Here is a 19833-nt window from a genome sequence, read left to right as displayed (position 1 = left end):
GTCCGGCCGTCCCTCCAGGCCGTGCGCACCTCGGCCGTGCGGCGGACGCCTCAGTTGAAGGAGTCGCCGCAGGCGCAGGAACCCGAGGCGTTCGGGTTGTCGATCGTGAAGCCCTGCTTCTCGATGGTGTCGACGAAGTCGATGGTGGCGCCCGTGAGGTAGGGCGCGCTCATCCGGTCGACGCGCACCGACAGGCCGTCGAAGTCCTGGATCTGGTCCCCGTCCATCTCGCGCTCGTCGAAGAAGAGCTGGTAGATCAGGCCGGAGCAGCCGCCCGGCTGCACGGCGACACGCAGCGCAAGGTCGTCACGGCCCTCCTGCTCGAGCAGGCCCTTGGCCTTCTCCGCGGCGGCGTCGGTGAGGACGACGCCCTGCTGCGTGGTCTCCTGCGTGGTCTCGCCTGAAACCGTCATGTGTTCAGCTCCCGGGTCTCGCTGCGCCGCGATGCGGCGATTTCCGCTTGTCCTGTGAGGACGCGTACGCCCCTTCCCGTAGGACAACGTACCTCGCCACAAGGCCATTCCGCTTCCGGGCGGTCTTGAACATCTCCCCGGTGTGCGTTCTACGTCACATCGGCGCACCCCGCCGGATGTGCCATCATTAGTCGTCAAAGCGACGATAAGTACGGTCGCCTGGAGGGAGATCCTCGTGAGCACACCGGTGCGCGACCTGCCCCTGCTGCTGCTCGGCAGCGGTACCGACCCGGCCAGCGAGCGCGGCGTGGACTGTCCCGGCGAGCTTCCGCCGGCCTCCGACCCGGACCTCGTCGAGCGGGCGGCCGCCGCGAAGGCCGCGCTCGGCGACCGCGTGTTCGTGCTCGGCCACCACTACCAGCGCGACGAGGTCATCCGGTTCGCCGACGTCACCGGCGACTCGTTCAAGCTCGCCCGCGAGGCCGCGGCCCGCCCGCAGGCCCCGTACGTGGTGTTCTGCGGCGTCCACTTCATGGCGGAGTCCGCCGACATCCTCACCGCCGACCACCAGCGGGTCGTGCTGCCCGACCTCGCCGCCGGGTGCTCGATGGCCGACATGGCCACGTTCGACCAGGTCGAGGACTGCTGGGACGTCCTGGAGGACGCGGGCGTCGCCGACGACGTGGTCCCCGTGACGTACATGAACTCGTCGGCCGACATCAAGGCGTTCGTCGGACGGCACGGCGGCGTCGTCTGCACGTCGTCCAACGCCAAGCGCGCGCTCGACTGGGCGTACGCGAAGGGCAAGAAGGTGCTGTTCCTGCCGGACCAGCACCTCGGCCGCAACACCGCCGTCCTGGAGATGGGCTTCTCGCTGGACGACTGCGTCGTCTACAGCCCCCACCGCAAGGAGGGCGGCCTGACGCACGGGCAGTTGCGGGACGCCAAGATGATCCTCTGGCGCGGGCACTGCTCGGTGCACGGCCGGTTCACCAAGGAGTCCGTGGACGACGTCCGCGCGCGCGTCCCCGGCGTGAACGTGCTGGTGCACCCCGAGTGCCGCCACGAGGTGGTGACGTCCGCCGACCTGATCGGCTCGACGGAGTACATCATCAAGACGCTCGACGCGGCCGCGCCCGGGACGTCGTGGGCGGTGGGCACCGAGCTGAACCTCGTCCGGCGGCTGGCGAACGCCCACCCGGACAAGAACGTCATGTTCCTGGACAAGACGGTCTGCTACTGCTCGACCATGAACCGCATCGACCTGCCGCACCTCGTGCGGTCGCTGGAGTCGCTCGCGCGGGACGAGGTCGAGAACGTCATCCGGGTCGACGAGGAGACCGCGCACTACGCCCGCCTCGCCCTCGACCAGATGCTCGCGCTGCCGTAGCCGGAACGCCCCGGAGAGCGCGTCCCGTGAACGGGGCGGGGCCGTCGCGCCCCGCCCCTCCCGGCTCACAGGCCGGGCGCGCCCCAGACCGGGAACCAGCGCCCCAGGTCGTCCTCGAACGGCAGGTCGGCGCCGACCGCGGCCCGGACCTGGAGCTCGAGGGCGTTGTCCCGCTTGTCGCCCGGAAGCGGGGCGAACGGGTAGAAGGTGCCGCGCTTGTAGAGGTACACGAGCGCGAGCCGCCGGCCGTCCGGGTCGCGGAACCCCACCAGGGAGCACAGCAGGTGCGGGCCGAACCCGCCCGACTCCAGGGTCGCGTTGACCGCGTGCAGGTCGGTGACGAGGTCGGGCAGCTCGTCCGGACGGTGCTCGGCGAGCAGCCACGTGAACCCGTAGGAGTCGTTGGAGAGCTCGACGGGCGGGCCCTCGTCGGCGTCCAGCAGCTCCCGGACGTCCTGCTGCAGGCGGGCGAACGCGCCGCCCTCCGCCGCCCGGAAGCACACCGAGCCGAGGCCGGTCGGGACGAACCCCGTCGCGGCCTCCAGCGTGACGGCGGCGGTGGACAGCGCGAACATCCGGTCGAGGTCGGGACGGGCCGGCTTGGAGCGGCCGAGCAGCGCGTCCAGGAATCCCACGGTCAGGCCCCCCTGCCGAGCTGGTCGGAGATCTTGCCGAGCTGGGCGAGTCGCTTGTCCAGCGACGGGTGCGTGGCGAACAGCGCCGCGACGCTCGCCCCGCGCCCGAGCGCCGGAGTGAAGAAGAACGCGTTGAACGGCTGCGCGGACCGCAGGTCGTTCGTCGGGATCCGGGCGATGTCGCCGCTGACCTTGGTGAGCGCGGACGCGAGCGCCGACGGGCGCCCGGTCAGCAGCGCGGCGGCCCGGTCGGCCGACAGCTCCCGGTACCGCGACAGCGCGCGGGTGAGCAGGAAGCTGACGGCGTAGGCGAGCGCGCTCGCGCCCACCACGGCCAGCAGGACGAGCCCGGTGTTCTGGTCGTTGCCCCGCCGGTTGAAGCCGCCCCACAGGCCGAACTGCAGCCCGAACCGGGTGATGAGGCCCGCGCAGACGCCGAGGAACGACGCGATCGTCATGACCGCGACGTCCTTGTGCGCGACGTGCGCCATCTCGTGCGCGAGGACGCCCTCCAGCTCGACCGGGTCGAGCCGGCGCAGCAGCCCGGTCGTCACGCAGACGACGGCCTTCTTCTGGTTGCGGCCCGTCGCGAACGCGTTCGGCACGTCGGTGTCGGCGATCGCGACCTTGGGCTTGGGCGCGTCCGACAGGGCGCAGATCCGGTCGATCACCCCGTGCAGTTCCGGCGCCTCCTGCGGCGAGACGACCCGGCCGTGCATGGCGAACAGCGTCATCCGGTCGGAGAAGAAGTACTGGGCGAGCAGGAACACCACCGCCACGGCCAGCGCGAAAACGCCCCATTCCGGCGCCAGCACGAAGAACGCCGAAACGAAGACGACATAGACCAGCCCCAGCAGGAACATGGTCACGAGCATGCGGGACGTCAGCCCCCTGTCGGGCGCATAACGAGTCCTGGCCATGCGCTCACCACCCCCCGGTGTCAACCCCGTTCACCAGGAAGAACGTGCGAGCGGCGTGTTTTGTGCCGGATGTCCCTTTCGCTGTGGGTGATCGGCCCCGTGGCTCCCCGTTCTCCCCCGCCTAGTCCGGAATCAGGCCCTCGTCGCCCAGCATGGACCGCACCTCGTCGATGTGCGCGTCCGCGGGCGGCAGGATCAGCTCCGACGGCGCCAGGCTGTCGGCGGGCAGCGGCTTGCCGACCTTGCGGACGTTGTCCAGCAGCGCGACCAGCGCGGCCCGGAACGTCGTCTCGTCGCCCGACTCGATCGCCGCCTCGAGCTCGTCGTCCAGCGCGTTGAGCGCCGTCAGGTCCTCGGCGGCGACGTCCAGCTGCCCCTCGCCCATCAGCCGGACGATCACTGGGCACCCCCGGGCTGCTGCGGCCACGCCTGCTTGGAGGTGTCCACCTGCGGCTGCTGCTGCCCGCTCGGGGAGCCCTCGTTCAGCTCCTTCGGAGCGGGCCCCTGGCCGAGTTCGGCCTTCATCCGCTCCAGCTCCAGGTCGACGCCGCCGCTCGCGCCCACCCGGTCCAGCTCGGCCTGGATGTCGTCCTTCGGACCGGAGAAGTCCTCGAGGGCGCCGGACGCCAGCAGCTCGTCGATCGCCCCGGCGCGGGCCTTCATGTTCTCGGTCTTCTCCTCGGCGCGCTGGATCGCCAGGCCGACGTCGCCCATCTCCTCGGAGATGCCGGAGAACGCCTCGTTGATCTTCGTCTGCGCCTCGGCCGCGGTGTAGGTGGCCTTGATGGTCTCCTTGCGCGTGCGGAAGGAGTCGACCTTGGCCTGCAGCCGCTGGGAGGCGAGCGTGAGCTTCTCCTCCTCGCCCTGCAACTGCTGGTACTGCGCCCGCAGGTCGTTCAGCTGGCCCTCGATCCCGGCGCGACGCTCGAGCGCCGTTCGGGCGAGGTCCTCACGGCCGACCTGGAGCGCCTTGCGGCCCTGGTCGGTCAGCTTCTCCTGCTGCTGTTCGAGCTGGTTGATCTGCAGCTCGAGACGCTTGCGGGAGGTGGCGACGTCGGCGACTCCCCGACGGACCTTCTGCAGCATCTCCAGCTGTCGCTGGTAGGAGTAGTCGAGCGTCTCGCGAGGATCCTCGGCTCGGTCCAGGGCCTTGTTCGCCTTGGCCTTGAAGATCATCGACATTCGCTTCATCACGCTCATCGCGCGGCGCCGGTCCCTTCGTGCTGTCGCTCAGTCGCAAACTGGGCTCAATGACCACTGCTGGGGTTCTTATCACCCTACGCGGTAACGTGCGAGGCAGTCACGACGTTCGCAGCCGGTAGGCTGATCCCGTGTTCAAGCGTCGTACCCAGGAAGCCCCTCCGAATCCTCCTCAGGTAGTAAAGCCGGGAGGAAAGGGCCGTCCCACGCCCAAGCGGCGGGAAGCCGAGAAGCGGAACCGGCAGCCGATCACCGCTCCGTCGAACCGCAAAGAGGCCTACAAGAAGGTCCGGGAACGGCAGGCCGCCGAGCGCGTCAAGGCCCGCGAGGGAATGCAGCGGGGCGACGACAAGTACCTCCTCAAGCGCGACAAGGGCCCCGTCCGCCGGCTCGCCCGCGACTACGTCGACTCGCGCCGGACGGTCGGCTCGTACCTGATGTACGCGATGTTCGCGATCGTCCTGCTCAGCCTCATCCCGATCCCGGCGGCCCGCCTGCTGGTGCTGTTCGCGCCGCCGCTGCTGCTGCTCGCGGTGTTCGGCGAGGGCCTGCTGCTCAGCCGCGGCATCAAGAAGCTGGCGGCCGAGCGGTACCCGGACGAGAACCACAAGGGCGTCGGGATGTACGCGGCGATGCGCGCGATGCAGATCCGCCGGCTGCGCGTCCCCGCCGCCCAGGTGAAGATCGGCGAGAAGGACAAGGTCTGACCGTCCGGTGACCCGGATCCGCCGGTACGCCCGGCGGGCTAGGGTTTTCGGCATGGAGTTCAGACACCTGGGCAGAAGCGGTCTCAAGATCAGCGAGATCGCGTACGGCAACTGGCTCACCCACGGCTCCCAGGTCGAGGAGGACGCCGCGAACGCGTGCGTGCGCGCGGCGCTCGACGAGGGCGTCACCACCTTCGACACCGCCGACGTCTACGCCGGCACGCGCGCCGAGGAGGTCCTCGGGCGGGCGCTGAAGGGGCAGCGCCGCGAGGGCCTGGAGATCTTCACCAAGGTCTACTGGCCCACCGGCCCCGGGCAGAACGACCGGGGCCTGTCGCGCAAGCACATCATGGAGTCGATCAACGGGTCGCTGCGCCGCCTCGGCACCGACTACGTCGACCTCTACCAGGCGCACCGTTTCGACTACGAGACCCCGCTGGAGGAGACCCTCCGCGCCTTCGACGATCTCGTCCGGCAGGGCAAGGTCCTGTACGTCGGCGTGTCCGAGTGGCGGGCCGAGGAGATCGAGCGGGCGCTGAAGATCGCCGACGAGATGGGCTTCGACCGGATCGTCTCCAGCCAGCCGCAGTACTCGATGCTGTGGCGGGTGATCGAGGACGAGGTCGTCCCGCTGTGCGAGCGGGAGGGCATCGGCCAGATCGTGTGGTCGCCGATCGCGCAGGGCGTGCTGACCGGCAAGTACAAGCCGGGGCAGCCGCTGCCCGAGGGGTCGCGGGCGACCGACGACAAGGGCGGCAGCGACATGATCAAGCGCTACCTGACCGACGACCACCTGACCCGGGTGCAGGAGCTGCGGCCGATCGCCGACGATCTCGGGCTGTCGATGGCGCAGCTCGCGATCGCGTGGACGCTGCAGAACCCGAACGTGTCGGCGGCGATCGTGGGCGCGTCCCGTCCCGAGCAGGTCCGCGACAACGTGAAGGCCGCCGGGGTGAAGCTGGACGCGGACGTCCTCAAGCGGATCGACGACGTGCTCGGCCCGGTCGTGATCCGCGACCCGGCCCGGACCCGCAGCCCCGAGTCCCGCCCCTGACCTCCCGCCGCACGCACGAGGGCCGCGGCGCTCCCGGTCTCCCGGGGGCCGCGGCCCTTCGCCGTCCCGCCGCTCACTCCGGTTCGTGCAGGCTCATCTCGTAGACGGCCGTGTCGCCCTCCAGCAGCGTCACCTTGTCGGCGCCGCCGGCGAGCAGGGCCCGCCAGTTCTCGCCCAGCCAGCTCTCCGCGTCCGCCTGGGTGGAGAAGGACTCCTCCGACACGCCCACGGTGCGCCCGTCGGCCGTCTCCAAACGCCAGCTCCACGCCATCGCGCCGTCTCTCCCTCGTGCCGCTCGTGCCCTGTCGCCGTGCCCTGCCGTGATCCACCGCCGTGGACGTGAGCGTAGCCCGTCACGCGGCGGCCTCGATGGCTTTGCGGAGCGCCTCGGGCGTGGCGATGTCGTCCTGGTCGAGGGTGCGGCCGTTCACCTGGACGGTCGGCGTGCCGCCCACCCCGGAGTCGACGTACCCCTCGCTGACCCGCTTGACCTCCCCGGCGTACCACTGGTCGAGCACGCACTCCTCGAACCGGGCGTCGGCCACCCCCGCCTCGGCGCCGATGGACACCAGCTCGCTGAGCGCGTACCCCTCGGTCTGCAGGTTCGCGGGCTGGTGCTCGTAGAGCGCGTCCTGGTAGGACAGCCACCGCGCGCCGTTCCCGACGCACCGCAGCGCGGACGCCGCCCGCAGCGCGTTGTCGTACGCCGGCTGCACGGACTCGTTGAAGATCACCATGGGGTGGAAGACGACCTTGGCGTCCCCGGCGACGGCCAGTTCCTTCAGCATCGGGTCGTTCGCCTTGTCGAAGGTCCCGCAGTGCGGGCAGGCGAAGTCGGTGTAGATGTCCACGACGGGGGCCGAGACGCCGGGCCGGGCCATCGCGAGGCTGCCGTCCTCGGCCGGAGTGGCCTTCGCCCCGCCGACGATGTCGCCGACCTGCAACTGGATCTCGCCGCCGCGTCCCCCGCCGCCCTCCTCCTCGGCGCCGCGGACCGCGAACACCACCGCCGCGACCGCGATGAGGACGACCACCAGCCCGCCGCCGACGAGCGCGATCACCAGCCCCGGGCCCCGTCCGCCACCGGACGGCGGGGGAACCGGCGGCCCGCCCTGCCAGGGCGCCCCCGGCCCGGGCGGCATCCCGCCCGGGGGCATCCCGCCCGGGGGCATCCCGCCCGGGGGCATCCCGCCGGGCGGCGGCGGAGGCGGCGGGAACGGCGAGTTCGGGGGGTAGCCCACCCGTGTCTCCTTCGGTCGACGTTTCGGTTCGATGGCGCGATTCGCCCATTCGGGAACTTCACCCCAAAGGCGATCTCCCTCCCGCGAGCGTAACGGCGCCCGCCCCGCCGTAGAGTCGTCCACCGACATGAACACCGAAGTCAACGCCCCCACCCCCGCCCCCGACGGGGACGACGCCGAGTCCGCTCCCGCCGGCGCCGGGACGGGCGGCACCACCGGACTTGGCGGGACGCCCCAGGGGAACGGTGGTGTGCCCGGGTCGGGGGTGGAGGTTCTGGGGGTCGCGTCGGCAGGCGGGTGGCCTGGGGACGGGTGCGGGTGCGCGTCGTGCAATGCGCTGCGGGCGCGCGGGGTCCGGTTCGAGGGGTTCGCCGCGACGGTCGGCGGGGTGCCGTGGGCGGAGTGCGACCGGACGGACGTGCCCGGCGGCCACGACGTGCGCGGGCCGTCGGGGGAACAGGTGCTCGTGGCGGCGGGGCCGGGGGCGCGCCCCGAGCCCGCCGGGGACGTCCGCTACGACGCGGCGCTCCTCGATCTCGTCGGGGCCCCCGAGCACCTCGGGTACCTGCGGAGCGTCGGCGCGGTGGCGGAGGGGACGCGCGTCGCGGCCGTCCACGTCGACCACCGCGTCCGGTCGCCGGCCGAGCTCGAGCGCCGGCTGGGGTTCTGGCTCCGCGCGGACGCCGGGCCCTGGCGGACGCTGTTGCTCGGCGGGGCGCGGTCGGGGAAGTCGGCGGAGGCGGAGCTGCGGTTAGCCGCCTGCCCGGAGGTGACGTACGTCGCGACGGGCGGCGCGCGGGACGGCGACGCCGAGTGGGCGGCGCGCGTGGCGGCGCACCGGCGGCGGCGCCCCGCCCGGTGGCGCACCCTGGAGACCACCGACGTCGCGGGCGTGCTGGGGTCGGCGACCGGCGCGGTCCTCGTGGACGGCCTCGGGACGTGGCTCGCGGCGGCGATGGACGAGACGCGGGCGTGGGACGAGCCTGCGGACGCCGTCCGCCGGGTCCTCCCCCGCGTCGACGCCCTGGTCGCCGCGTGGCGCGGCACCGCGGCGCGCGTGGTGGCGGTGAGCGACGAGGTGGGGTTGTCGCTGGTGCCGACCACGCCGTCCGGACGGGCGTTCCGGGACGCGCTCGGGCTGCTCAACCAGCGGCTCGCCGCCGAGTCGGAGGAGGCGGCGCTCGTGGTCGCGGGCCGCGTGACGGAACTGCCGTGATCGCGGGGCTCCGGCTGGCGGTCACGCTGCTCACCGTCGTGCCGTTCCCCGGCGAGGGACGGTTCGACCGCGCGACCGCGCGCACCGCGATGCTGCTCGCCCCGGCCGTCGGGGCGGTCACCGGGGGCGCGGCGGCGCTCGTCCTGCTCGCAGGCGGCGCGCTCGGCCTCTCCCCGGCGCTGTGCGCGGCGCTCGCGGTCGCGGCGTCGGCGGCGGTCACGCGGGCGCTGCACCTCGACGGCCTCGCCGACCTCGCCGACGGCCTGGGCAGCCGGAAGCCGGCCGCGGACGCGCTGGAGATCATGAAGCGGTCCGACATCGGCCCGTTCGGCGTCGTCACCCTGCTGCTGACCCTGCTGGTCCAGGTCGCGGCGCTGGCGTCGGCCCCGCACCCGGCGGTGGCGGCGCTCGTCGCGGGGGTCGCCGGACGGCTCGCGCTGCCGTGGGCGTGCCGCGCGTCCGTGCCGTCCGCCCGTCCGGGCGGGCTGGGGGCGCTCGTCGCGGGCACCGTGTCCGGGCGCGCGGCCCTCGCCGCCACGGCCGCCGTCCTCGCGGCCGCCGCCGCGGCCGGGGCGGCGTCCGGCGGAACGGACGGCGCCCTGCTCGCGGTCGCCGCCGCGGGGTTCGGGCTCGCCGCCGCGCTCGCGGCGCTGCGGCACGCGACCCGGCGGCTGGGCGGCGTCACCGGCGACGTCCTCGGCGCGCTCGTGGAGATCGCGGGGACGGGCGCGCTGATCGTCCTCGCCGCGGGATGAACCGGGACGAACCTTTGATCCCTGAGGACGAACCGGCCCCCCAAGAGGACTAACATCGGGCTACGTGACGACCATCAGCCTTGACAGCGCAGCCCCGGACAGCCTCGACGTCGACGCGATCGTGATCGGCGTCTCGCCCGGCGGGGACGGAGTCGCCCCCGCAGCCGGCGCCGAGGCGCTGGACCGGGCCCTGGACGGCCGGCTCTCCGCCGCGCTCGGCGCGCTGGGCGCGACCGGCAAGGCCGGGGAGATCACCCGCGTGCCCACGCTCGGCGCCGTGCCCGCGCCGGTGATCGTCGCCGCCGGGCTCGGCGAGGACCCCACCCCCGAGGACCTGCGCCGCGCCGCCGGAGCCGCCCTGCGCTCGCTCTCCGGTTCCGCCCGGGCCGCCGTCGCGCTGCCCGTCGCGTCCGCCGAGCAGGTCGAGGCGGCCGCCCTGGGCGCGCTCCTCGGCGCCTACTCCTTCGACTCCTTCCGCACCGGCGAGCACAAGAGCCCGGTCGAGGAGATCACGCTGCTGGCGGGCGGCGACGGCGCCGAGGCGGCCGTCGAGCGCGCCCGCGTGCTGGCCGAGTCGGTGAAGCTCGTCCGCGACCTGGTGAACACCCCGCCGTCGCACCTCTCCCCCGAGGACCTCGCGGGCGAGGCCGAGCGGATCGCCGGGGAGACCGGCCTGTCGATCGAGGTGCTCGACGAGAAGGCCCTGGTGGACGGCGGCTACGGCGGCCTCGTGGGGGTCGGGCAGGGCTCGGTCAACCCGCCGCGGCTGATCCGCCTCTCCTACACCCACCCCGAGGCGACGAAGACGCTCGCGCTGGTCGGCAAGGGCATCACGTTCGACTCGGGCGGCCTGTCGCTCAAGCCGTCCGAGGCCATGGACTGGATGAAGTCCGACATGGGCGGCGCGGGCGCCGTGCTCGGCGCGCTCGCCGCGATCGGCCGGCTCCGCCCGAAGGTCAACGTCGTCGGCTACCTCGCCGCCGCCGAGAACATGCCGAGCGGCACCGCGCAGCGCCCGTCCGACGTCATCCGCATCTACGGCGGCAAGACCGTCGAGGTCCTCAACACCGACGCCGAGGGACGCCTCGTGCTCGCCGACGCCCTGGTGCGCGCGGCCGAGGACGGCCCCGACCTGATCGTGGACGTCGCCACCCTCACCGGCGCGCAGCTCGTCGCGCTCGGCACCCGGACCACCGGGGTCATGGCCAACGACGACGCCGTCCGTGAGAAGGTGGTGGACGCGGCCGGGCGCGCCGGCGAGCCCTCCTGGGGCATGCCGCTGCCGGCCGAGCTGCGCAAGGGCCTGGACTCCGCGGTCGCCGACCTCGCCAACATCAGCGGCGACCGCTGGGGCGGCATGCTGGTCGCGGGCGTGTTCCTCCAGGAGTTCGTCGCGGACGGCGTCAAGTGGGCGCACCTCGACATCGCGGGCCCGTCGTTCCACAAGGGCGAGCCGTACGGCTACACCCCGAAGGGCGGCACCGGCGCCGCGACCCGCACGCTGGTGCAGATCGCCGAGGACCTCGCCGCGGGGACCCTCTGACGGCGACCCGGTGCGGCCGGAACGACAAGCGAATAGGTTTTCTCGTGGCGGTGGGGGCCCGTTGCCGGAGCGCCCCGCCCCGCCCCCGGCGCCGCGGTCCACGCGGCGCCAGAACCGGGAAAGGGAGCGTCCAGTGGCCAACAGCGGCCCCTTCGACATCGTGGTCCTAGGTGCCGGCAGCGGCGGATACGCGTGCGCGCTGCGCGCCGCCGAGCTCGGCAAGTCGGTCGCGCTCATCGAGCGGGACGAGTCCCTCGGCGGGACCTGCCTCAACCGGGGCTGCATCCCCACCAAGGCGCTGCTGCACGCGGCCGAGGTGGCGGACCAGACCCGCGAGGCCGCCAGGTTCGGCGTCAAGGCGTCGTTCGAGGGCATCGACGTCGCCGGCGTGAACGCCTACAAGGACAAGGTCGTCACGACGACCGTCAAGGGCCTCACCGGCCTCATCAAGGGCCGCGGCATCGAGGTCGTGCACGGCACCGGGCGGCTCACCGGCCCGACGTCCGTCGAGGTCACCGCGCAGGACGGAACGGTCCGCACGCTGGAGGGCGCGCACGTCGTGCTCGCCACCGGGTCCGCGCCGCGGTCGCTGCCCGGCCTGGAGATCGACGGCGAGCGCGTCATCTCCAGCGACCACGCGCTGCGGCTCGAGCACGTCCCCGGCTCCGTGGTCGTCCTCGGCGGCGGCGTCATCGGCGTCGAGTTCGCGAGCGTGTGGCGCTCGTTCGGCGCCGACGTCACGATCGTCGAGGCCCTGCCCCACCTGCTGCCGCTGGAGGAGGAGTCCAGCTCCAAGCGGCTGGAGCGGGCGTTCCGCAAGCGCGGCATCAAGTTCGAGCTGGGCGCCCGCTTCGAGGGCGTCAAGACCACGCAGGGCGGCATCGCGGTGTCGCTCGACAACGGCAAGACGATCGACGCGGAGCTGCTCCTCGTCGCCGTCGGCCGCGGCCCCGTCTCCGACGGCATCGGGCTCGCCGAGGCCGGCGTCGAGACCGAGCGCGGCTTCGTCAAGGTCGACGAGTACTGCCGCACCAGCGTCCCCACGATCTCGGCGGTCGGCGACCTGATCCGGACGCCGCAGTTGGCCCACGTCGGCTTCGCCGAGGGGATCCTCGTCGCCGAACGGCTGGGCGGGCTCACCCCGCCCCCGATCGACTACGACGGCGTCCCGCGCATCACCTACTCCGACCCCGAGGTCGCCTCCGTCGGCATCACCTCGGCGACGGCGCGGGAGCGCGGGCACGAGATCAAGGAGGTCACCTACGACCTGGCCGGCAACCCCAAGAGCAAGATCCTGGGGACGCAGGGCGAGATCAAGGTGATCGCGGCCGTGGACGGTCCCGTCCTCGGGCTGCACATGGTCGGCGCGCGCGTCGGCGAGCTCATCGCGGAGGGGCAGCTCATCTACAACTGGGAGGCCCTCCCCGACGAGGTCGCGCAGCTGATCCACCCCCATCCGACACAATCCGAGGCCGTCGGCGAGGCACATCTCGCCCTCGCCGGCAAGCCATTGCACGTGCACGGCTGAACGCCGCACGGTTCATTTCTTCGAAGGAGTCGCTGAGAGCCATGCCGGTCTCCGTCACCATGCCCCAGCTCGGCGAGAGCGTCACCGAGGGCACCGTCACCCGCTGGCTGAAGAAGGAGGGTGAGCGCGTCGAGACCGACGAGCCGCTTCTCGAAGTGTCGACCGACAAGGTCGACACCGAGATCCCTTCGCCCGCCTCGGGCATCCTGACCAGCATCACCGTCGCCGAGGACGAGACCGTCGAGGTCGGCGCGGAACTCGCCATCATCGGTGACGAGGGCGACGCGCCGTCCGGCGGCGCCGCTCCGGCCGCCGAGGAGAAGCCGCAGGAGGCGCCCGCCCCGCAGCAGGAGCAGGCCCCGCAGCAGCCGCAGGCGCAGCAGGCCCCGCCGCCCGCCGCCTGGCCGCCGCCCGCGCAGCAGCAGCCGGCCGCGCCGCCGGAGCCCGCCCCGCAGGCGCAGGCGCCGCAGCAGGCCCCGCCGGAGCCCGCGCCGCAGACGCCCGAGCAGCCGTCCGCGCCGGCCGCCGGGACGCCGTCCGACGGCCCGTACGTGACGCCGCTCGTCCGCAAGCTCGCCACCGAGCACGGCGTCGACCTGGCGTCGATCAACGGCACCGGCGTCGGCGGCCGCATCCGCAAGCAGGACGTCCTGGAGGCGGCCCGCGCCGCCAAGGAGCGGCAGGCGCAGCAGGCCGCCGCCCCGGCCGCCCCGGCGGCGCCCGCGGCCCCGGCCGCGCGCCCGGCGGCCCGCGCCGCGACCCCGCCGCCCGCCGCCGCCCCCGCCGAGCAGCTCGCGCTGCGCGGCAAGACCGAGCCGATGTCGCGGATCCGGCAGACGATCGCCCGCCGCATGGTGGAGTCGCTGCAGGTGTCGGCGCAGCTCACCACCGTCGTCGAGGTGGACGTCACCAAGATCGCGCGGCTGCGCGAGCAGGCCAAGGCCGACTTCGAGGCCCGCGAGGGCGTCAAGCTGTCCTTCCTGCCGTTCTTCGCGATGGCGGCGGTCGAGGCCCTCAAGGCGCACCCGAAGGTGAACGCCGTCATCAACAGCGAGACGAACGAGGTCACCTACCACGACGTCGAGAACCTGGGCATGGCGGTGGACGTCCAGGAGCGCGGCCTGATGGTCCCGGTGATCGACAACGCCGGCCAGCTCAACCTGGCCGGGCTCGCGCAGCGCATCGCCGACCTCGCCGAGCGGACCCGCACCGGCAAGGTCAGCCCGGACGAGCTGTCCGGCGGCACGTTCACGCTGACCAACACCGGCAGCCGCGGCGCCCTGTTCGACACCCCAATCCTCAACCAGCCGCAGGTCGGCATGCTCGGCACGGGCGCGGTCGTCAAGCGCCCCGCCGTCATCGACGACCCCGAGCTGGGCGAGGTCATCGCCGTCCGGTCCATGGTCTACCTGGCCCTGACCTACGACCACCGGCTCATCGACGGCGCCGACGCCGCCCGCTTCCTGGGCACCGTCAAGCACCGTCTGGAGGAGGGCAACTTCGAGGCCGAGCTCGGCCTCTGACCCTCCCCCGGTCACCGGAACCCCCGCCGCCCCACCGGGACGGCGGGGGTTCCGCGCGTTGTGCTCAAGATTCGTCAAAGTCGCGGCCCGCGATCCGCGGCGGCCGTACGGTGACAGCGACAGCGAACGGCCGTGCAGGACGGCCTTGAGGAGGGCGCATGAGCACCGACGGACAGCCGCACATTCTCGCGATCGGCGGCGGATCGTTCGTCCCCGACGGGCGGGAGGGGCTCGCGCCGAGCCCGCTGCTGCGCTACGCCGTCGACCTCACCGGGCAGGACCGTCCCCGCGTCTGCTTCCTCACCACCGCCCTCGGCGACGGCGCCGAGTACGTGTCCCGCTTCTACGCCGCGTTCGCCGCCCTGGACGCCGAGGTGAGCCACCTGGCGCTGTTCCCGATGCCGAACGTGGCGGACATGCGGGCGCACCTGCTCACCCAGGACCTCGTGTACGTGTCGGGCGGCAGCGTCGCCAACCTGCTCGCGCTGTGGCGGCTGCACGGCCTCGACGAGATCATGCGGGAGGCGTGGGAGGCGGGCGTCGTGCTGTCCGGGCAGAGCGCGGGGGCGCTGTGCTGGCACGTCGGCGGCAACACCGACTCGTTCGGCCCGCAGCTGCGCCCGCTGACCGACGGCCTCGGGTTCCTGCCGTACTCCTGCGGCGTCCACTACGACAGCGACCCGCAGCGGCGCCCCCTGCTGCAGCAGCTCGTGGGCGAGGGCACCCTGCCCGGCGGTTACGCGGCGGACGAGTCGGTCGCCCTGCACTACGTGGGTACCGAGTTCGTCCAGGCCGTCTCGTTCCGGCAGGAGGCGGGCGCCTACCGGGTGGAGCCGGACGGCCCGGGCACCGCGAAGGAGACGCGCCTCGAGCCCCGTCTCCTCGCCTCCCTCTGAGCTCTCGGGCCCTCAGGACGCGAACATCACCTTGTAGACGGCCTCGCCCTCGTCGGCGGCCGCGCGGAACAGGCCGGTGAGCGCCCGGTAGGCGGGCGCGAGCACCTCGTCGCGGGCGGCGGCGTCGAGACCGGCCGCCTCCTGGACGCCCGCGGCGTGCATCGCGGCGGGGTCGAAGCGGGCGGCGACGTCGGCGAACGGCGTCGCCGCGAGGTGGTCGGCGGCGGGCTTGACGCGGTCCGGGGCGAGGTAGACGACGTCCATGCCGAGCTCGTCGGCGCCGTCCTCGGTGAGCAGCCGGCCGCCGCACACCACGTCCGCCTCGGGCTGGCGGCCGTCCCACGCGTCGCCCGTCAGCAGGTAGTGCAGCGCCTGCCAGGCGCCGCCGAGGTCGACGGGCGCGGCGCGGCGGCGCCACTCGCGGTCGCCGAACACGTGGCGGGCGATCCGGCCGGGGTCGGTCTCCCCCTCCACCACGGGCGGCACCCTGAGGTACGACATTGCCAGACCCACCGCGCTCCTCCTGTCCGCTCGATGACCGTGAGACTCTTCGTGACGACAGGGAGCCACCCTAGAGACGTCCGGGGAAAGAGATGACCGAAACACGCGAATCCGCGGCGCCCCGCCGTTAACGTCACTCGTTCGAGATCCTCCCGATACGGCATCGACGCCGGGCGGGGCGGAGCGGGCGCGCGCGGTGTGCCGATCGCCGGAACCGCGACGTAGGCTGAACGGGTGACAACGGTGACACCAGAGGGGCGCAAGCTCCTGCGCATTGAGGCACGCAACAGCCAGACCCCGATCGAGCGCAAGCCGGAGTGGATCAAGACCCGGCTGAAGATGGGCCCGCAGTACCGGGAGCTCATCGGGCTGGTGAAGTCCGAGGGCCTGCACACGGTGTGCCAGGAGGCGGCCTGTCCCAACATCTTCGAATGCTGGGAGGACCGCGAGGCCACGTTCCTCATCGGCGGGGAGCAGTGCACCCGGCGCTGCGACTTCTGCAACATCGACACGGGCAAGCCCGCCGCGTTCGACCGGGACGAGCCGCGCCGCGTCGCCGAGTCCGTCGTGACGATGGGCCTGAAGTACGCGACCGTCACGGGCGTCGCCCGCGACGACCTGGAGGACGGCGGCGCCTGGCTGTACGCGGAGACGGTGCGGCAGATCCACGCGGCCGTGCCCGGCTGCGGCGTCGAGCTGCTGATCCCCGACTTCAACGCGGTGCCCGAGCAGCTCGCCGAGGTGTTCTCGTCGCGGCCCGAGGTCCTCGCGCACAACGTGGAAACCGTCCCGCGGATCTTCAAGCGGATCCGTCCCGGGTTCCGCTACGAGCGCTCCCTCGAGGTGATCTCCAAGGCCCGCGAGGACGGGCTGGTCACCAAGTCGAACCTGATCCTGGGCATGGGCGAGACCCGCGAGGAGATCTCCGCGGCGCTGCGCGACCTGCACGACGCCGGTTGCGAACTCATCACGATCACGCAGTACCTGCGGCCGTCCCCGCGGCACCACCCGGTGGAGCGCTGGGTGAAGCCGGAGGAGTTCGTCGAGCTGGCGGACGAGGCCAGGGAGATCGGCTACGCGGGCGTGATGTCGGGTCCGCTCGTCCGGTCCAGCTACCGCGCCGGACGCCTCTACAAGCAGGCGATCGAGGCCCGGGAGTCCTGACACGCACGCCGTTCGGGGACGAATCGGCTGTCCGGTGACGACCCCGACCCGACTATCCTTGGAACCATGTCGAAAAAGCCCGCAGACGGAGGCCAGGAGCGTCCGGGCCGCCTCAAGCAGATCCGCATGGTCGCCCAGGTGCTGCACCAGGCGAACCCGAAGGCCCTCCCGATCGTCTTCGCCTCGGCGCTCGGGACGCTGGCCGTCCTCGTCGTCATCGGGCTGATCTTCGGCCAGCTCTGGTTCTTCATCCCACTGGGCATCCTGGCCGCGTTCGCGGTCGGCATGATCGTGTTCGGTCAGCTGGCGCAGCGCGCCCAGTACAAGGTGATCGCCGGGCAGCCGGGCGCGGCCGCCGCGATCCTGAAGAACATGCGCGGCGGCTGGACGGTCACCGAGGCGGTGGCCGGCAACCGCAACCTCGACATGGTGCACCGCGCGGTCGGGCGCCCCGGGGTCGTGCTGGTCTCCGAGGGCCCCCGCAACCGGGTCGGGCACCTGCTCGGCGCGGAGAAGAAGCGCATTTCCCGCGCGGCCCAGCAGGTCCCCATCTACGACGTCCAGGTGGGCGACGAGGAGGGGCAGATCCCGGTGGACAAGCTGCAGCGGCACCTGATGAAGCTGCCGCGCAACCTCACCAAGGGCCAGGTCGCGGAGCTGAACGACCGGCTGCAGGCGCTGCCCCGCGCCATGCAGATGCCGAAGGGCCCGATCCCCAAGGGCGCGAAGATGCCCAAGGGCCCCAAGCCCCGGATGCGCTGACGACGGAACGACGAAGCGCCCTCTCCCGGACGGGAGGGGGCGCTTTCGCTCGGTCGGACGTGTGCGCGGTCGGGGCGGGGGTCAGATGTTCACGACGGCGGTGTTGGCCGCCCGGTCGTGCAGCCCGCGGTAGTCGCGGTCCCAGAGCAGGGCGGGGACGACGAGGAGCAGCAGGAGCGTGCGCGCGAGGCCCCAGCCGAGCCCGACCGGACGTCCGTCCAGCCGGATCACGCGGATCCCGCACAGCCGCTTGCCGATCGTCATGCCGATCATCGAGGTGAGCACCCACGCCTGGATGCCGAAGACGACGAGCGTCCAGGTGCTGCGCTCGGGCGGCCCCCAGTCGAGGGTGCGCGCCAGCAGGCTCGCGACCAGCATCGACAGCCCCCAGTCGACGAACAGCGCGCCGATCCTGCGCGGGTAGCTCGCGACGGCGCCGCTGCCGCTCTCCGGAAAACCGAACCGCTCCCCCGGGTCCCCGAGGTCGGCCCCTGCCGCGCGCGCGCCGCTCAGCCACGTCTGCGTCCAGCGCGGGCTCTTGCCACTGCTCATGTCCCTACGCTATCCGCTCCCCCGGCGGGTTCCGACGGGCCCTCACCCCGGACGACCCGTCACAGGAAGGACGGCCCGCGTAACACGCTCGAAACATATGGGACATGGCCGGGAAACGGCGGCTGCCTAGCCTCTTGGATAGCCAAGGAGTGCCAAGGAGGCCGGATGTTCAGCAGCGCCGAAGAGATCCTGAGCTATATCAGGGACGAGAACGTACGGTTCGTCGACTGCCGGTTCGTGGACCTGCCGGGGAAGATGCAGCACCTGACGTTCCCCGTCGAGCGCTTCGACGAGAGCATCTTCACCGAGGGCCTGATGTTCGACGGCTCGTCCGTCCGCGGGTTCCAGGAGATCCACGAGTCGGACATGCTGCTGCTGCCCGACCCGGCGACCGCCGTGATCGACCCGTTCCGGCAGCACAAGACGCTGAACCTGAACTTCTTCGTGCACGACCCGCTGACCGGGGAGCCCTACAGCCGCGACCCGCGCAACGTCGCGAAGAAGGCCCAGGACTACCTGCGCGGTTCCGGCATCGCCGACACCTGCTACTTCGGCCCCGAGGCGGAGTTCTACATCTTCGACGACGTCCGCTTCCAGACGTCGCCGAACGCCGGCTTCTACCACTTGGACTCCATCGAGGGCGCGTGGAACACCGGCCGCGAGGAGCCGGGCGGCAACCTCGGCGCCAAGCCCGGCTACAAGGGCGGCTACTTCCCCGTCCCGCCGATGGACCACTACGCGGACCTGCGCTCGGAGATGTCCGCGCAGCTGCTGAACGTCGGCATCGACGTCGAGCTGCACCACCACGAGGTCGGCACCGCGGGCCAGTCCGAGATCGGCGTCAAGTTCGACACCCTCCTGAAGGCCGCCGACAACCTCCTGCTCTACAAGTACGTCGTCAAGAGCGTCGCGCGCGCCGCGGGCAAGACCGTCACGTTCATGCCCAAGCCGATCTTCGGTGACAACGGGTCCGGCATGCACTGCCACCAGTCGCTGTGGAAGGACGGCTCGCCGCTCTTCTACGACGAGGTCGGGTACGCGGGCCTGTCCGACAACGCCCGCTACTACATCGGCGGCCTGCTCAAGCACGCGCCGTCCCTGCTGGCCTTCACCAACCCGACGGTGAACTCCTACCACCGCCTGGTGCCCGGCTTCGAGGCCCCGGTCAACCTCGTCTACTCGCAGCGGAACCGCTCGGCCTGCATCCGGATCCCGATCACCGGCTCCAACCCGAAGGCCAAGCGCGTCGAGTTCCGCGTCCCGGACCCGTCCTGCAACCCGTACCTGGCCTTCTCGGCGATGCTGATGGCCGGCCTGGACGGCATCAAGAACAAGATCGAGCCCGCCGAGCCGGTCGACAAGGACCTCTACGAGCTCCCGCCGGAGGAGGCCCGCGCGATCCCGCAGGTCCCCGGCTCGCTCCCCGAGGTCCTCGCGGCCCTCGAGGCCGACCACGACTACCTGCTCGAGGGCGGCGTCTTCACCCAGGACCTCATCGAGACCTGGATCTCGATGAAGAACGAGTACGAGATCGACCCGATCCGTCTCCGCCCGCACCCCCACGAGTTCGAGATGTACTACGACATCTAGGATGTCGTGATTCGCGTGGCCCCGGCGGGTTCCCCGCCGGGGCCACGCGGCGTTGTACGGGCCCGATGTCCAGGGCACGTCCGCGACGCGCGTCCCGGCGGGGACGTCGCCTGGCCGGCGGACCCCCGGAAGGCGTAGCCGGGGCCGCCGGAAATCAACCGGGAAGGCCTGGTGAACTCCACCCAAAGACCGGAGACGGCGTCGGGGTCGTACTACTCAGGTCTGAGGTGAAGACCGTTCGCT

General features: G+C 72.3%; 21 protein-coding genes. 12 read left to right on the top strand and 9 right to left on the bottom strand.

From position 1 onward, the window contains the following. Positions 1 to 50: 50 nt before the first annotated feature. Entirely contained in the window at positions 51 to 413 is a 363-nt protein-coding gene (locus AB0L25_RS16555; RefSeq protein WP_378306032.1) for a HesB/IscA family protein, read from the bottom strand. A 235-nt stretch (positions 414 to 648) separates the two neighbouring features. Between AB0L25_RS16555 and nadA the strand changes: the two genes are divergently transcribed. Continuing rightward, a complete protein-coding gene (gene nadA / locus AB0L25_RS16550; RefSeq protein ID WP_500172812.1) occupies positions 649 to 1803 on the top strand; it encodes a quinolinate synthase NadA in 1155 nt (384 codons plus the stop codon). Between the two features lie 65 nt (positions 1804 to 1868). Here the strand turns inward: nadA and pspAB are convergent, their stop codons facing one another. From pspAB to AB0L25_RS16530, 4 genes are all read right to left on the bottom strand, one after another. After that, positions 1869 to 2438 (bottom strand): PspA-associated protein PspAB, encoded by a 570-nt coding sequence (pspAB, locus tag AB0L25_RS16545; RefSeq protein ID WP_500172810.1) that lies wholly within the window; start codon positions 2436 to 2438, stop codon positions 1869 to 1871. A 2-nt stretch (positions 2439 to 2440) separates the two neighbouring features. Continuing rightward, entirely contained in the window at positions 2441 to 3358 is a 918-nt protein-coding gene (htpX, locus tag AB0L25_RS16540; RefSeq protein WP_500172808.1) for a zinc metalloprotease HtpX, read from the bottom strand. Positions 3359 to 3479: 121 nt separating this feature from the next. Further along, positions 3480 to 3758 (bottom strand): PspA-associated protein PspAA, encoded by a 279-nt coding sequence (gene pspAA / locus AB0L25_RS16535; RefSeq protein ID WP_026405696.1) that lies wholly within the window; start codon positions 3756 to 3758, stop codon positions 3480 to 3482. Next, positions 3755 to 4558, bottom strand: a complete 804-nt coding sequence (locus AB0L25_RS16530) for a PspA/IM30 family protein (RefSeq protein ID WP_500172806.1) — start codon at positions 4556 to 4558, stop codon at positions 3755 to 3757. The genes pspAA and AB0L25_RS16530 overlap by 4 nt, the downstream gene beginning before the upstream one ends. A gap of 131 nt (positions 4559 to 4689) precedes the next feature. Between AB0L25_RS16530 and AB0L25_RS16525 the strand changes: the two genes are divergently transcribed. Beyond that, a complete protein-coding gene (locus AB0L25_RS16525) occupies positions 4690 to 5265 on the top strand; it encodes a DUF3043 domain-containing protein (protein ID WP_500172804.1) in 576 nt (191 codons plus the stop codon). A gap of 52 nt (positions 5266 to 5317) precedes the next feature. Continuing rightward, a complete protein-coding gene (locus AB0L25_RS16520; protein ID WP_500172802.1) occupies positions 5318 to 6319 on the top strand; it encodes an aldo/keto reductase family protein in 1002 nt (333 codons plus the stop codon). 73 nt (positions 6320 to 6392) lie between these two features. Here the strand turns inward: AB0L25_RS16520 and AB0L25_RS16515 are convergent, their stop codons facing one another. Both AB0L25_RS16515 and AB0L25_RS16510 read right to left on the bottom strand, forming a co-directional pair. Further along, a complete protein-coding gene (locus tag AB0L25_RS16515; protein ID WP_500172800.1) occupies positions 6393 to 6590 on the bottom strand; it encodes a hypothetical protein in 198 nt (65 codons plus the stop codon). An 82-nt stretch (positions 6591 to 6672) separates the two neighbouring features. Next, positions 6673 to 7560, bottom strand: coding sequence for a DsbA family protein (locus AB0L25_RS16510; protein ID WP_500172798.1), 888 nt, complete (start codon positions 7558 to 7560; stop codon positions 6673 to 6675). Between the two features lie 127 nt (positions 7561 to 7687). Between AB0L25_RS16510 and AB0L25_RS16505 the strand changes: the two genes are divergently transcribed. The 6 genes from AB0L25_RS16505 (at position 7688) to AB0L25_RS16480 (ending at position 15021) form a co-directional block, all read left to right on the top strand. Then, positions 7688 to 8776 (top strand): bifunctional adenosylcobinamide kinase/adenosylcobinamide-phosphate guanylyltransferase, encoded by a 1089-nt coding sequence (locus tag AB0L25_RS16505; RefSeq protein ID WP_500172796.1) that lies wholly within the window; start codon positions 7688 to 7690, stop codon positions 8774 to 8776. Then, positions 8773 to 9531, top strand: a complete 759-nt coding sequence (locus AB0L25_RS16500; protein WP_500172794.1) for an adenosylcobinamide-GDP ribazoletransferase — start codon at positions 8773 to 8775, stop codon at positions 9529 to 9531. The genes AB0L25_RS16505 and AB0L25_RS16500 overlap by 4 nt, the downstream gene beginning before the upstream one ends. A gap of 64 nt (positions 9532 to 9595) precedes the next feature. Then, on the top strand, positions 9596 to 11074 hold the full coding sequence (locus tag AB0L25_RS16495) for a leucyl aminopeptidase (protein WP_500172792.1): 1479 nt from the start codon (positions 9596 to 9598) through the stop codon (positions 11072 to 11074). A 133-nt stretch (positions 11075 to 11207) separates the two neighbouring features. Further along, positions 11208 to 12602 carry a dihydrolipoyl dehydrogenase gene (lpdA, locus tag AB0L25_RS16490; protein WP_500172789.1) on the top strand — a complete coding sequence of 465 codons (1395 nt, stop codon included), beginning with the start codon at positions 11208 to 11210 and terminating at the stop codon, positions 12600 to 12602. 41 nt (positions 12603 to 12643) lie between these two features. After that, positions 12644 to 14125 carry a 2-oxoglutarate dehydrogenase, E2 component, dihydrolipoamide succinyltransferase gene (gene sucB, locus AB0L25_RS16485; protein WP_500172787.1) on the top strand — a complete coding sequence of 494 codons (1482 nt, stop codon included), beginning with the start codon at positions 12644 to 12646 and terminating at the stop codon, positions 14123 to 14125. Positions 14126 to 14283: 158 nt separating this feature from the next. Beyond that, the gene (locus AB0L25_RS16480; protein WP_500172785.1) at positions 14284 to 15021 is read left to right on the top strand and encodes a Type 1 glutamine amidotransferase-like domain-containing protein; all 738 of its coding nucleotides are present in this window, start codon (positions 14284 to 14286) and stop codon (positions 15019 to 15021) included. A gap of 12 nt (positions 15022 to 15033) precedes the next feature. Here the strand turns inward: AB0L25_RS16480 and AB0L25_RS16475 are convergent, their stop codons facing one another. Next, on the bottom strand, positions 15034 to 15534 hold the full coding sequence (locus AB0L25_RS16475; RefSeq protein WP_500172783.1) for a YfbM family protein: 501 nt from the start codon (positions 15532 to 15534) through the stop codon (positions 15034 to 15036). A gap of 222 nt (positions 15535 to 15756) precedes the next feature. Between AB0L25_RS16475 and lipA the strand changes: the two genes are divergently transcribed. After that, positions 15757 to 16686 (top strand): lipoyl synthase, encoded by a 930-nt coding sequence (gene lipA, locus AB0L25_RS16470; RefSeq protein ID WP_500172780.1) that lies wholly within the window; start codon positions 15757 to 15759, stop codon positions 16684 to 16686. Positions 16687 to 16752: 66 nt separating this feature from the next. After that, the gene (locus AB0L25_RS16465) at positions 16753 to 17448 is read left to right on the top strand and encodes a DUF4191 domain-containing protein (protein WP_500172778.1); all 696 of its coding nucleotides are present in this window, start codon (positions 16753 to 16755) and stop codon (positions 17446 to 17448) included. Positions 17449 to 17529: 81 nt separating this feature from the next. Here the strand turns inward: AB0L25_RS16465 and AB0L25_RS16460 are convergent, their stop codons facing one another. After that, positions 17530 to 18000: an RDD family protein gene (locus AB0L25_RS16460; RefSeq protein ID WP_500172776.1), complete on the bottom strand. Its 471-nt coding sequence runs from the start codon at positions 17998 to 18000 to the stop codon at positions 17530 to 17532. Between the two features lie 165 nt (positions 18001 to 18165). Here AB0L25_RS16460 and glnA point away from each other — a divergent pair, with 165 nt between their 5' ends. Then, a complete protein-coding gene (glnA, locus tag AB0L25_RS16455) occupies positions 18166 to 19590 on the top strand; it encodes a type I glutamate--ammonia ligase (protein ID WP_500172774.1) in 1425 nt (474 codons plus the stop codon). The last annotated feature ends 243 nt before the right edge of the window (positions 19591 to 19833 follow it).

This window comes from Spirillospora sp. NPDC052242, assembly GCF_040679555.1.
GTDB lineage: Bacteria > Actinomycetota > Actinomycetes > Streptosporangiales > Streptosporangiaceae > Spirillospora.
Note: the sequence above shows the minus strand (reverse complement) of the source record. Positions and strands in the feature narration are given on the sequence as shown.